Raw genomic sequence first — 12,710 nt, 5'->3', positions numbered from 1 at the left:
AAACTGTTCCTGGTGACATATGCTTTGCAATCTCGACCGTAAAATAATCGTTTATTGACGGCGCATTAGGTAGTTATCGACTGAGCGGGTTTCAAATGGAAAACCCCCGCCGGTTTCCCGACGGGGGCTAATCTTTTAGCGAACGGGGTTGCCCCGGATCGCTTACCAGTCTTCGCGAACCACGACGCGAGTCTTGATCGGCAGCTTCATCGCAGCCAGGCGCAGGGCCTCGCGGGCGATATCGTCATTGACGCCGTCGATCTCGAACATCACGCGGCCAGGCTTGACTTTGCATGCCCAGCGGTCGACCGAACCTTTACCTTTACCCATACGAACTTCGATCGGCTTTGCAGTGACCGGAGTGTCGGGGAAGATGCGGATCCAGACACGACCCTGACGCTTCATGTGACGCGTCATGGCACGACGTGCAGCTTCGATCTGGCGTGCAGTTACACGCTCAGGCTCAAGAGCTTTCAGGCCGTAGGTGCCAAAGTTCAGATCAGAGCCGCCCTTGGCGAGACCCTTGATCCGGCCTTTGTGCATCTTGCGGAATTTAGTACGCTTTGGTTGAAGCATATCTTTCCCTCCTTAGCGACGACCGCCACCAGCACCACGAGGTGCAGGGCCGTCCTGGAGTTCCTGTGCTTTACGGTCACGTGCCTGCGGATCGTGCTCCATGATCTCACCTTTGAAGATCCAGACCTTGATCCCGATGATCCCGTAGGGGGTCATCGCTTCGGCATGTGCGTAATCGATGTCGGCGCGCAGGGTGTGCAGAGGCACGCGGCCTTCGCGATACCACTCGGTCCGTGCGATTTCAGCACCGCCCAGACGACCAGCGACGTTCACCCGGATACCCAGGGCGCCCATGCGCATGGCGTTCTGAACCGACCGCTTCATCGCGCGGCGGAACGAGACGCGGCGCTCCAGCTGCTGAGCGATGGACTCGGCAACCAGCTGCGCGTCAAGCTCGGGCTTGCGCACTTCGACGATGTTCAGGTGCAGTTCGCTGTCGGTCATGCGAGCAAGCTTTTTGCGCAGAACTTCGATGTCTGCACCTTTCTTGCCGATGATGACACCGGGACGTGCGGTGTGGATCGTAACGCGGCACTTCTTGTGCGGACGTTCGATGATCACACGGGCAACACCGGCCTGCTTGCACTCTTTGTTGATGAACTCACGGATTTTGAGGTCTTCCAGCAGAAGATCACCGTAGTCCTTGGTGTCGGCGTACCAGCGGCTGTCCCAGGTGCGGTTGACCTGAAGGCGCATGCCGATCGGATTGACTTTATGTCCCATTAGGCTTGCTCCTCAACTTGACGCACCTTGATGGTGATCTCCGAGAACGGCTTCATGATTGCACCGAACCGACCACGGGCACGCGGACGACCGCGCTTCATGACCAGGTTCTTGCCAACCCATGCTTCGGCGACGATCAGTTCGTCGACGTCCAGGTTGTGGTTGTTCTCGGCGTTGGCGATTGCGGACTGCAGGCACTTCTTGACGTCCTGCGCGACACGCTTGTTCGAGAAAGTCAGGTCGGTCAGAGCCTTCTCAACTTTCTTGCCGCGGATCATTTGCGCAACCAGGTTCAGTTTCTGCGGGCTGGTGCGAAGCATGCGAGTTTTCGCCATTGCTTCGTTTTCAGCCACGCGGCGGGGGTTCTTTTCCTTGCCCATGACTTACTTCCGCTTCGCTTTTTTGTCAGCGGCGTGACCGTAATAGGTACGAGTTGGCGAGTATTCACCAAACTTCTGACCGATCATGTCTTCCGAGACGTTTACGGGAATATGCTTCTGGCCGTTGTACACACCAAAGGTCAGACCCACGAACTGGGGCAGAATGGTGGAACGACGCGACCAGATTTTGATGACTTCGTTGCGGCCCGACTCGCGCGCTGCTTCGGCTTTTTTCAGCACGTAAGCATCGACGAAAGGACCCTTCCAAACAGAGCGAGACATAGATTAACGTCCCTTCTTCTTGGCGTGCCGCGAGCGGATGATCAGCTTCTGGGACGCTTTGTTCTTGTTGCGGGTACGCTTACCCTTGGTGTCCTTACCCCACGGAGTAACCGGCGTACGGCCACCCGAGGTACGACCTTCACCACCACCGTGCGGGTGATCGATCGGGTTCATTGCAACACCACGAACCGACGGACGAACGCCCTTGTGGCGCATACGACCGGCTTTACCGAGGTTTTGGTTCGAGTTGTCGGGGTTGGACACGGCACCAACGGTGGCCATGCATTCCTGACGGACCATGCGCAGCTCGCCCGAGCTCAGACGGATCTGAGCGTAGCCGCCATCGCGGCCAACGAACTGAGCGTAAGTACCGGCCGCACGTGCGATCTGACCGCCTTTACCAGGCTTCATCTCGATGTTGTGGACGATTGTACCGATTGGCATGCCCGAGAACGGCATTGCGTTGCCCGGCTTGATGTCGGCCTTGGCGGATGCCACGACTTTATCACCAACAGCCAGACGCTGCGGAGCCAGGATATATGCCTGCTCGCCGTCTTCGTATTTTACCAGTGCGATGAATGCGGTCCGGTTCGGGTCATATTCGATCCGCTCGACGGTTGCCGCGACATCAAATTTGTTCCGTTTGAAGTCAACGATCCGGTAGAGACGCTTTGCGCCACCGCCGCGGCGGCGTGAAGTGATCCGTCCGGTGTTGTTCCGGCCGCCCGATTTGGTCAAACCCTCTGTGAGAGACTTGACCGGACGTCCTTTCCAAAGCTCCGAACGGTCGATCAGCACCAGCCCGCGCTGGCCCGGCGTCGTCGGCTTGTACGACTTGAGTGCCATGCTTTCTGTCTTCCGTTTAGCAAGTGCAGGGGGTTTCCCTGCTATGTGATAGGCCCCCGTAGGTGCCAAGGGTATAGGGCCCCGAAGGTCCCCGGTTACAAATATCAGAGGCCCCGGAACGAATCCGAGGCCAAGAGATGCGTTCGTTTAGAGGATGCATGAAACACGGTCAAGTCCATCTTCGCGTGCGACTTGCGTTGTTTGCCGTAAAAAGAGAAGCAAGGAAAGAACAAGAGGCCACCATTCAAAAAAGTCAGCCATATAGACTGGGTCATTCAGACTTTGGTTCGTGGCGTTCAACAGCAAACGCTGATTTGGGTGCTCTTCCCGCTGTAGAAGTCAACATCCCAGGTCCGGGCAAGCGCCTTGACGCAATGGTTGGATTCTGAGAGTAATCCACACAGAAAAGCCATAAGATATAGGACCTTGACGTGCTACGACGATTGTTTCAATTCCTAGGTGGCAGCAATGACTCTTCTGCCGATAGGGCCATTCAAAATCCCTCCACGGACCATGTAAATCAGAACTTGCAATCGGCACCAGCTGTGGAGGCCGACGCAAATGCACCAGTTCTATTTGTTGATCTTGTCAACGACTTAAAAAACGCAGGCAATATTGCTGTTTTTAACGTTCGAATTGCTGAAGAATTCCGAGAGCGCGCCAAACAGTGCGCAATCTACGACAACAAAGAAAATTTGCTTGCTAAAACAGATATCGCCGACGCGAATGAAGTTGTTACGGCCGGTGCACACATGCATCTGGTTGACCGCGGCGAGAACTTACTCGAGTTTCGCGTTTATGATGGAGTGAATGAACTCGGCTCTGCTCAGATCAGCTTTACAAACCCGCTAAAGCAAAATGATCTGATTGACGCGGTTACCTCGGAAATGCAGAAATTCGATGTGCCTGTAGCCTTCTTCGGTTTGTGTGACAGCTCATACTATCCTTACAAAGAAACCTCTCAACGAGGCTGGTTCGATCAGGAGAACGCCAAGGAGATTGTCAAGGAATGGCATAACGCAGGTGAGATCGACGCCAACTATCAGAAAAAGCTAGAGGGCTTCGTCGACAACGGGTTCGTGATTTTCGAGGATCTTATCGAGCCTGATCTTCTCGATCAGATTAATGCGGAGATAGATGAGGCGATCGCCGAAAAGGTTGACGGATACGAATACGGCTCCAGCCAAAGGATTGAACATCTGCATTTCAAGAAAGCCGGGGTTCGCAGGCTTTTCCATCACGAAAAGCTACAGGAAATTGCTAGCCTCATCCTAGAAGGAGATGCGCGACCTTCGCAGACCCTCACTTTCGTGTTTGGGAGTCAGCAAGACGCACATCAGGATACCATCCACCTGACTCCGTTCCCCGCTGGCTATATGTGTGGAATCTGGATTGCCCTTCAGGACATCCAACCCGGCAGCGGTGAATTGGTTGTCTACCCCGGGTCACACCGTGAAGACCGGGTTTATTTGGCTGATACGGATTGTAAAAAAGTCACCGATGGTGACTGGGACGATTTTAGTAAAAAGGTTGGGGGGAAGTGGGCGGAAATCGCTGACAGGTACCAGCCCGAAATCTATCGACCAAAAAAAGGAACCGTTCTATTTTGGCACGAGAATCTTCTCCACGCTGGTAGCCCTCGCAAAACACAGGAGCTGGAGCGGCGAGCAATTGTGATACATAGCTTCTCCGAGAATGTCGTCGTTTATTACGATTCACTGGGTATTCCAGGAACTGTCGCTGAACCCGAACTTCACCTGGAAGACCATTAGGTAGTGCTGGTGGTAAGGGTTGTGCTCCTGCGTTCATCGCCTTTTTAGGGCGGAACTCGGTTTTACAAAATTCTGCAATACCGCATCACCCTTTCGAGAATATAAGGAAAGGCCCTCGCTCTCGCGCGGGCCTTTAGCCCACTTCAAATACGGCTCCGATCAGGGATCGGCGAACCCGTCGACGGTGTTACCCACTCCCAAGTACACATAAGATATTTGGTGTCTTTCCGACGGCCAGGCAGATCGCAGAATTTACCGCTCACCCATAAAGCGCCCGCGCCTCAGCGAACGACAACAGACGACGGCTTTGCTCGTCCCACAGATGCAGCCGCGCGTTGGCGAGGCTCTCGCGGATGGTCATCCGGTTGCTGTTCGCCAACTCATCGTGATCGCGCAGCACCTCGGTCAGGCGGTAGAATGGAATGCGGCTGTACAGATGGTGCACATGGTGGATGCCGATATTGGCGCTGAACCACTGCAACACGGACGGCAGAATATAGTGCGAGCTACCGTGAAGGGCCGCCTCATGCAGTTGCCAATCGTCGTCCGAATCCCAATGCGTTTCTTCGAATTGGTGCTGTACATAAAACAGCCATACTCCGGCAGTTGCCGCAATCAGGGTTGACGGCAGAAAGATCAGCAGGACCGGCATCAGGCCGCCAAAGTAGTAGACGGCCAGAAGAGCGGCAAGAATAGCGACATTGGTGCCCATAGCGCTGACCCAAAACCTGGCGCTGTCAGTCAGGCCCAATGGCAGGCGATTCTGGAACAGGAACAAATACCCAGGGCCAAGAACGAACAGAGTGATGGGGTTTCGGTAAACGCGATACCAGAACCGATTCATGGGAGTCTTGGATTGGTACTCGGCCACTGTCAAAGTGTGGATATCGCCCATCCCTCGCTTGTCCAAATTGCCCGAGCTGTTGTGATGCGTTGAATGCGTGCGGCGCCAGACATCGTATGGCGTCAGTGTCAGCACGCCGATAATCCGTCCAACCCAGTCGCTGACTGTCCGGTTCTTGAAGAACGCCCCGTGCCCGCAATCATGTTGGATCGCAAACAGACGCAGCAGGAAGGCCGCATTCAGGACCGCAATTGCAAATGCTAACCAGTAGCTGACGGAAAGCGCCATCCAGGACAACGCCCAAAGCACAAAAAATGGAATAATGCTGACACCCAGCTCAAAGGAGCTGCGCCACTGATTAGGCTCACGGTATTTGGCAAGCGTCGAAACCCAATCCCGCGCGGCGGTTTTATCCGGGTTTTCCCGGGTCGAGAGAGAGGTTTTGGTCATGCGCCTGCCATGTCTTTTGCTTGTTGAAAGCCGGATAGACTACCAGCCCGCCATAGCAAGCGAATTGTGCAAAACAAGATTGTTTGGCGCTCAAATTTCTGGGTCGCAGCTTAAGAAGAGGCCCCACATGTGCAGGACCTTTACCTCTTTCCAGAGACGTTTCCGATCACGGACGGCTGGACAGGCTGATATGTGTTGCTCTCTACCGGGGTCACCTTTGCTTCTGACGCGTCTCCGATGGGTAGCGATACTCTCACCCCAGCGAACGCCTTCTGCAGAGCGGCTCGGACTCCACTGCAATGCGCTGCTGGCGCTTGATATGGCCCAGCACCTCGCGAAAGGCACGATGCTTGGGCTTGCCTTCCAGATAATCCGCAAGCTTGAGCAGGTTGATCGGGTGCTTCGTAATCAGCACCTCAATCCGCTGCACCGCATCGTCCAGCTCATAGCTGTCCACGAACTGACAAGCCACCTGCGTGGGCGTCAGTAAGCAATAGTCCTGTGGGCGTTTCTGGGTATAGCGCGCGATGTCGAAAGGAGATGCACCAAGGGCGTGGAACTTGGGGATGTGCACGCGTATGTCAGCCTCAGCATGTTCTAACACCGTGCCGGAGGTCTGTCGAAAGCCCAGCGGCCCAAGCTTACCAACGACGTGCTTACGCATCGCTGGAGAGACCATGTCCACATCCGCCCGGTCATATTTAAGATCATCAAAAACCGACAATAGCCGCAGCTTCTCATCCGCAATCTGAAAGTAGGGCTCGGAACTGAACCCACGCATCTGCGTCAGCACCTGTGTGCGCACAGCATCAGGATTCGAAGCAAGATCAGTGTCAGGATGCTTAACTTCCGCTCTCCGAAACAGTCTCTGGAAACGCCGGAACAGAGGTGTTTTCTCGCTTAGATTTTCCCGTGTTTTGTCGATATCCTGCATGATCTTCAATGTAACTTGGATATCCCCGGCGACCATAGTTCAGAGGCAAAAACACCCAAGACACGTCTTGAGCATTCACGGAAATAGACACACAAAGAACGCTTTGGCGCAGCAAAGCCGATCAAAGATTGGCGCTCACGTTAATGGATCCACCCTCTTCCGGGCTCACATATGCTTTTCGACGACCTTCCGACCGCCCGGTTAGCCTTGGAACCGCTTGAACTTTCTTACGGCTTTGGCGGCTCTCACATCCGGCATCATTCAGCCTGCCTGATCTAAACTCCAACTCCATTGACCTGAGATTTTGCCATAGCCTGTCACAATGCTAGGCTTCGCTACGATTTCCATAGCTCAAAGGACGCGACCATGAAGAAGATACTCCCACTGGTCTTTGCACTTTCCCTAATCGGGTCATCCGTGCAGGCGCAAAGAGTGGCAGACGTTAAGTTTGCGCCCGGAAACTACGGAACCATGGTCAACGGTACGATAACTGGCGATGAGTATTTCGACTATAAACTCGGTGCCAATGCAGGCCAGAAAATGTTTGTCGAGCTGAACGTGGCCAATACCAACGGCAATGGTACGATTTACTACAACATCCTGCCCCCTGACAGCGATGGTGCCGCGATCTACAATGGATCCATCAACGGCAATACCACCACAATCGATCTGCCCGAAAGCGGAGACTATACAATCCGTGTTTACCTTATGGGCAATGACCGGGACGCCGGCAAAACAGTTGGGTACAATATCGATCTGTCGATCCAGTAAACGACTGCGGTGCAGACCTACCCAAATCTCTCGATCAACATGCTTCAGAACTGGCAAAAGAAAAACCCCCGCTTTCGCGGGGGCCTTATTCTTATCCCAAAGACGGGTCCGATCAGAGACCGGTGGAAACGTCGATGGTGTTACCCTCTTCCAGGGTGACGTATGCTTTTTTGACGTCTTTCCGCTTGCCCAACTGGCCGCGGAACCGCTTGACCTTGCCTTTGGTCACGGTGGTGTTCACCGCCTTGACCTTCACACCAAACAGCGCCTCAACGGCCTCTTTGATCTGCGGCTTGTTGCTGTCGATCGCCACTTCAAAGACAACCGCGCCGTTTTCGGACGCCATGGTCGACTTTTCGGTGATGATCGGCTTGCGGATCACGTCGTAGTGTTCTGCCTTCGCGCTCATTTCAGACGAGCCTCCAGTGCTTCGACAGCCGCTTTGGTGAGCACCAGAGTGTCACGCTTGAGGATGTCATAAACGTTTGCACCCATCGACGGCAGGATATCCAGACCTTCGATGTTGCGCGACGCCTTCAGGAAACCTTCGTTCACGGTCGCGCCGTCGATGACCAGAGCGCGTTTCCAGCCCAGGTTTGCAACCTGTTTGGCCAGAGCGGCGGTCTTGCCTTCGGCTTCGGCGTTCTCGATCACAACCAGTTCACCTGCTTTGGCTTTGGCCGACAGAGCGTGGCGCAGGCCAAGCTTGCGGAACTTTTTCGGCAGGTCGTGGCCGTGCGAACGCGGGGTCGGGCCCTTGTAGATACCACCCTTGCGGAAGATCGGCGCGTTACGGTCACCATGGCGTGCGCCACCGGTGCCCTTCTGGCGATAGATCTTCTTGGTCGAGTAGCTGGTTTCCGAGCGGGTCTTGACCTTGTGGGTGCCAGCCTGCGCGTTGTTGCGCTGCCAACGGACCACACGGTGCAGGATGTCCGCGCGCGGCTCCAGGCCGAACAGATCGGCGTTCAGCTCGATGTCGCCGGCTTTGCCGCCGTCCAGTTTGATTACATCAAGTTTCATGCTTCACCACCTTCCGCGGGAGCTTCTTCCGCAGGTGCTTCGGTTGCAGCCGATTTCACAGCAGCCGGGAAAGGCAGGCCTTCCGGTGCTTTCTTCTTCACGGCGTCCTTGACGGTGACCCAGCCCGATTTCGGTCCGGGAACGGCGCCTTTGATGAAGACCAGACCACGGTCGGCGTCGGTTTTGACGACTTCCAGGTTCTGGGTGGTAACACGGGCAGCACCCATGTGACCGGCCATCTTCTTGCCTTTGAAAACCTTGCCCGGGTCCTGACACTGACCGGTCGAACCGTGCGAACGGTGGCTGATCGAAACACCATGCGAGGCGCGCAGACCACCAAAGTTCCAACGCTTCATCGCACCGGCAAAGCCTTTACCGATCGAGGTGCCCGAAACGTCAACCTTCTGACCTTCCAGGAAGTGTTCTGCCGAAATCTCGGCGCCCACTTCGATCAGGCCATCTTCGGAGACGCGGAACTCGGCCAGCTTACGCTTGGGCTCAACCTTTGCAGCGGCGTAGTGACCGCGCATGGCTTTCGAGGTGCGTTTTGCCTTGGCAGCACCGGCGCCCAGCTGAACTGCGGTGTAGCCGTCTTTGTCAGCGGTACGCTGTGCAACAACCTGCAGGTTGTCCAGGTGAAGAACGGTCACAGGGATCTGCTTGCCGTCTTCCATGAACAGGCGGGTCATGCCAACTTTTTTTGCGATAATACCAGAGCGCATAATCTATACCCTCCGATCTTACGACTGCAGCTTGATCTCGACGTCCACACCAGCAGCGAGGTCGAGCTTCATCAGCGCGTCAACGGTCTGGGGGGTCGGATCAACGATGTCGAGCAGACGCTTGTGCGTACGGATCTCGAACTGGTCGCGGGATTTCTTGTCAACGTGAGGGCCACGGAGAACCGTGAACTTCTCAATCTTGTTCGGCAGCGGGATCGGGCCGCGCACGTTCGCGCCGGTCCGCTTGGCAGTGTTGACGATCTCTTGCGTGCTGGCATCCAGAACGCGATAGTCAAATGCCTTCAGCCGAATACGGATGTTTTGGCTTTGCATATTAACAGCCTTTTTTAGGCGTTGAGGTTGAGAGGAGGACAGACGCGCATCGCCAACCCTCTTCGAACCCAAAAGGCGGGAATCACCCCGCCTTGACGTTCTTATTGAGAACTCGCGCGTATTAGTGGGGTTGGCGGGGTTTGGCAAGGGGGAAATGGAGTGCTGGGCCAGAGTTGCGGCCTTGCTGATTCAATCGAATTACACCAGGGCCAAAAAAACGGAAGCGTCCTAAGATGATAACCCTTCAACGCAGTGCGCTGTGTTTTCGTCCACCAAGTACTCTCGCACCAATTGCCTCGCGTCTTGTTTCAGCTGGTCTGTTATATCCAAACACAATGCTATACTGACAGTTAGTTCGGCCACCTTTTCAAAATACGCGTCCAATTGATCCATCGGAGGCGGGTGATAGATACGGGTTTTAACAATAATCCGAGGATCAAGTGGGTAGCGTGCTCTCAGACCACAAAATTCATAAGTTTCGGATTCTATTTCAGCGGAACAGCCAAGAGCATACTGTTTTTCAGAAGAATTGGGCGTCAGATACATAAGCCCGAAACCACCACCCTCGCCTGTATTCACTGTATACCCCGGTAGCCTAAAGCGCTCCGGCACGGCCTCTGAATTGGTGTACCATCCACCGGGACCGGTAGGAGACCAAAGGAAATCTGAGTCTCTGTTCAATTGGTCTATGTGGATCACAGTACGGTCTAAAATTGGCGATTCCTTGAGTATTTCGTTCAACCAATCAAGCCTATTGAGGGGAAGAAACTTGTCCTCTGATTCTCGCCCCCAATAATCCTCACCTGCGTAGAATGTTCGTGTGCCCAACTGAACGACAATATCTTCTTCTGCTTGCAACGAAGAGGCATTTGGTAACACCAAGCTAAGAACAAAGAGAAATCTCAAAAACATGAACAGCACTCTTCTTTAAATTGTTTCGAAGCACAATCGGAAATCAGAAGTCGAAACACAAACATCATGACAAATCACAGAAAAAACCGTCCCGGCTTAGGACGGCCTTCCTTAGTTCGACGGTTTGAGCTCCAATTTCTCCTTCTGTTCAACGCCGAACGATACGTTGTCGCCAAGCACGAACAACTCGGCACTTTCCCAGATTGGAACGGTGCAATTCTTCCTAGTTCCGTACCAGCCACGGGGCTTCTACCCTCATGCCTTGATACACCGCGTGCAGGAAAAGATGAGCAATCACAGGGTCATTTGAAAATGGAGAGAATTGCAAACTGCCTTCTCTGACGCCCTCCTCAGCTTCATAGACAACCTCATCTACCTTGACGGTCACCAGCACCTCAAGTTCAGCCAGAGTCTCTGGGTCGACTGCCGTGGGATCATCCGACAGGATCACAAAATCCGCCACTTTGCCGACCTCAATCGAGCCCTTCTCATCTTCCTCAAAGTGTTGCCAGGCAGGCCAGATCGTCATTGCCTTCAAAGCGGTCATGACATCAACCCTCTGATGCGGCCCCAAGATGTCACCGGAGCGCGTACGGCGGGTTACCGTAGCTGCAAGAACACGCATGCTGTCTGGGAAGGCCACCGGCGCATCGTGATGCGTGCCGAACATCATGTCACGTTCGCGTAACCATCCTGTGGGTGAGATATTGTCTGCATTGACCGGCCCAACAGTATGATCTCGGTGCCAATCGCCCCAATAGAACGTATGCATCGGGAATAGCGACGGAAACACACCAAGGCGCTTAAAACTGGCAACTTGATCCTCTCGCAGAAACTGACCGTGAACCAAAACCGGGCGGTTGCCAGGGTCGCCATACTTGATCTGCGCTTCTTCGAGCGCAGCAATCAGCATGTCAGATGCTCCTTCGCCGTTGGAATGCACAAGGATCTGGAAATCATTCTCGTAACACCAGTTCACGGCGTCCTGGAGTTGTTCCATGGTTATGGCGGCATAACCTGCGTACCCCGCGGCATAGTTTCCAACCGGATCATAGTAGGGTCGATCCCGCAAAGCCGTGAAGCCCTGCGGCGATCCATCAATTGTCAGCTTGCAGCCCCCTACCCGAACCCGGTTGTCATAATCCGCCGAGGTGTTTGCTCCAATATATTCCCTCGACTCGAGAACATCCGGAAACGCTACAACGTCGATAGGAAGCCCTTCTTCGGCGGCAACTTTCCTGAGAACTTCGACGATTTCACCTGAGGATCGACCTTCTTGTCCGGTCGTATACCCAAACTTTGCCCAAAGTTCGGTCCCAGCTCGGGCAAATTCGGCAAGCCCTTCCTCACCCAAATTCCCCAGCATCGGCACGAGAACCGAGAAGAACGCGTATTCTTCCAGAACTCCATTTGGTTCACCGGCTTCATCGCGTTGAATGACCCCACCCGCCGGGGCCTCCGAAGCAGCCGTGATACCAGCCAACTCCAGCGCTTTCGAGTTTGCCACGCCTAGGTGCCCGGACTGATGAATAATGACAACGGGCAAGTCCTCGGACACCATGTCCAGCTCTTGTCGTGTCGGGTGACGGAGTTCCTTCAATTGAGCATTGTCGTAACCGAAGCCGATGATCATTTGGACTTGTTCAACGGCTTGCTTATTCTCCTCGGCCCAGTCAGTCAGTGTGGATTGCAGACTTGCAATATCAATGACATCCCCGTCCGGTGGCGCAAGAAGGTTAGCGGACAATGCCTGCAAGCCCCCCATGACGACATGCCCGTGGCTATCAACGAACCCCGGAAGCATGGCGCGCCCTTCAAGATCATAGGTTTCGGTTTCCTCGCCCTGATGCGCCGACAAGTCAGACAGCGGACCAACCGCAAGAATGCGCCCATCTTTGACTGCGACAGCTTCGGCGGACGGAGCCGTATCGTCCATCGTAACAATGGGCCCTCCGAGATAGATCCTATCCGCAATTTCTTGTGAGGACGCTGAAGTAGATGAGAAAGCAACTGCTGCGACAAGACAAACTGAACGCGCCGAAAAGTGCATCTTATGACCTCTTTCTAATTGCAATGTCTCAATACGAAAGAAGTTAGCATTACTGCTGGCTTAGGCAAAAACGAAAAAGGGCGTCCCGAGGG

Annotated in this window: 16 protein-coding genes; 3 read left to right on the top strand and 13 right to left on the bottom strand. The window is 54.4% G+C overall.

Translation table 11 applies throughout. The annotated features are described in order from the left end of the window. Nucleotides 1-162 precede the first annotated feature (162 nt). Genes rplP through rplB form a run of 5 tightly spaced genes read right to left on the bottom strand, consistent with a single transcriptional unit; the run spans nt 163 to nt 2,807 of the window. Nucleotides 163-576 carry a 50S ribosomal protein L16 gene (gene rplP, locus E1297_RS41225; protein WP_058283513.1) on the bottom strand — a complete coding sequence of 138 codons (414 nt, stop codon included), beginning with the start codon at nt 574-576 and terminating at the stop codon, nt 163-165. Between the two features lie 12 nt (nt 577-588). Then, complete coding sequence (gene rpsC / locus E1297_RS41220; protein ID WP_008758042.1) at nt 589-1,299, bottom strand: 30S ribosomal protein S3; 711 nt, start codon at nt 1,297-1,299, stop codon at nt 589-591. Next, nucleotides 1,299-1,679, bottom strand: coding sequence for a 50S ribosomal protein L22 (gene rplV / locus E1297_RS41215; protein WP_155148675.1), 381 nt, complete (start codon nt 1,677-1,679; stop codon nt 1,299-1,301). The genes rpsC and rplV overlap by 1 nt, the downstream gene beginning before the upstream one ends. A 3-nt stretch (nt 1,680-1,682) precedes the next feature. After that, on the bottom strand, nt 1,683-1,961 hold the full coding sequence (rpsS, locus tag E1297_RS41210; RefSeq protein WP_005980699.1) for a 30S ribosomal protein S19: 279 nt from the start codon (nt 1,959-1,961) through the stop codon (nt 1,683-1,685). Nucleotides 1,962-1,964: 3 nt separating this feature from the next. After that, entirely contained in the window at nt 1,965-2,807 is an 843-nt protein-coding gene (gene rplB / locus E1297_RS41205) for a 50S ribosomal protein L2 (RefSeq protein ID WP_008757664.1), read from the bottom strand. 158 nt (nt 2,808-2,965) lie between these two features. Here rplB and E1297_RS41200 point away from each other — a divergent pair, with 158 nt between their 5' ends. Beyond that, nucleotides 2,966-3,196: a hypothetical protein gene (locus tag E1297_RS41200; protein ID WP_155148674.1), complete on the top strand. Its 231-nt coding sequence runs from the start codon at nt 2,966-2,968 to the stop codon at nt 3,194-3,196. Nucleotides 3,197-3,238: 42 nt separating this feature from the next. Then, on the top strand, nt 3,239-4,579 hold the full coding sequence (locus E1297_RS41195) for a phytanoyl-CoA dioxygenase family protein (RefSeq protein WP_155148672.1): 1,341 nt from the start codon (nt 3,239-3,241) through the stop codon (nt 4,577-4,579). Between the two features lie 259 nt (nt 4,580-4,838). Here the strand turns inward: E1297_RS41195 and E1297_RS41190 are convergent, their stop codons facing one another. Together E1297_RS41190 and E1297_RS41185 are read right to left on the bottom strand one after the other, a co-directional pair. Next, nucleotides 4,839-5,873: a fatty acid desaturase gene (locus E1297_RS41190; RefSeq protein WP_155148670.1), complete on the bottom strand. Its 1,035-nt coding sequence runs from the start codon at nt 5,871-5,873 to the stop codon at nt 4,839-4,841. 253 nt (nt 5,874-6,126) lie between these two features. Next, nucleotides 6,127-6,816, bottom strand: a complete 690-nt coding sequence (locus E1297_RS41185; RefSeq protein ID WP_209016311.1) for a hypothetical protein — start codon at nt 6,814-6,816, stop codon at nt 6,127-6,129. A 357-nt stretch (nt 6,817-7,173) separates the two neighbouring features. On the opposite strand from E1297_RS41185, the gene E1297_RS41180 reads away from it, so the two are divergent. Then, nucleotides 7,174-7,578 (top strand): hypothetical protein, encoded by a 405-nt coding sequence (locus tag E1297_RS41180; protein WP_155148666.1) that lies wholly within the window; start codon nt 7,174-7,176, stop codon nt 7,576-7,578. 112 nt (nt 7,579-7,690) lie between these two features. Here the strand turns inward: E1297_RS41180 and E1297_RS41175 are convergent, their stop codons facing one another. The 6 genes from E1297_RS41175 to E1297_RS41150 all read right to left on the bottom strand — a co-directional run bounded on the left by E1297_RS41175 (nt 7,691) and on the right by E1297_RS41150 (nt 12,504). Continuing rightward, nucleotides 7,691-7,987, bottom strand: a complete 297-nt coding sequence (locus E1297_RS41175) for a 50S ribosomal protein L23 (protein WP_009176651.1) — start codon at nt 7,985-7,987, stop codon at nt 7,691-7,693. Then, nucleotides 7,984-8,601: a 50S ribosomal protein L4 gene (gene rplD, locus E1297_RS41170; protein WP_155148664.1), complete on the bottom strand. Its 618-nt coding sequence runs from the start codon at nt 8,599-8,601 to the stop codon at nt 7,984-7,986. Before rplD ends, E1297_RS41175 begins: the two co-directional genes overlap by 4 nt. Beyond that, complete coding sequence (gene rplC, locus E1297_RS41165; RefSeq protein ID WP_155148662.1) at nt 8,598-9,323, bottom strand: 50S ribosomal protein L3; 726 nt, start codon at nt 9,321-9,323, stop codon at nt 8,598-8,600. The genes rplD and rplC overlap by 4 nt, the downstream gene beginning before the upstream one ends. 18 nt (nt 9,324-9,341) lie before the next feature. Continuing rightward, nucleotides 9,342-9,656 carry a 30S ribosomal protein S10 gene (rpsJ, locus tag E1297_RS41160; RefSeq protein WP_008756422.1) on the bottom strand — a complete coding sequence of 105 codons (315 nt, stop codon included), beginning with the start codon at nt 9,654-9,656 and terminating at the stop codon, nt 9,342-9,344. Nucleotides 9,657-9,884: 228 nt separating this feature from the next. Beyond that, complete coding sequence (locus E1297_RS41155) at nt 9,885-10,568, bottom strand: hypothetical protein (protein ID WP_155148661.1); 684 nt, start codon at nt 10,566-10,568, stop codon at nt 9,885-9,887. Nucleotides 10,569-10,791: 223 nt separating this feature from the next. Then, nucleotides 10,792-12,504 carry an amidohydrolase gene (locus tag E1297_RS41150; RefSeq protein WP_209016310.1) on the bottom strand — a complete coding sequence of 571 codons (1,713 nt, stop codon included), beginning with the start codon at nt 12,502-12,504 and terminating at the stop codon, nt 10,792-10,794. Nucleotides 12,505-12,710 lie beyond the last annotated feature (206 nt).

The sequence above is a fragment of the Roseibium sp. RKSG952 genome (assembly GCF_009711355.1).
The sequence above is the reverse complement of the archived record's forward strand: the minus strand, read 5'-3'. Positions and strand labels throughout refer to the sequence as shown.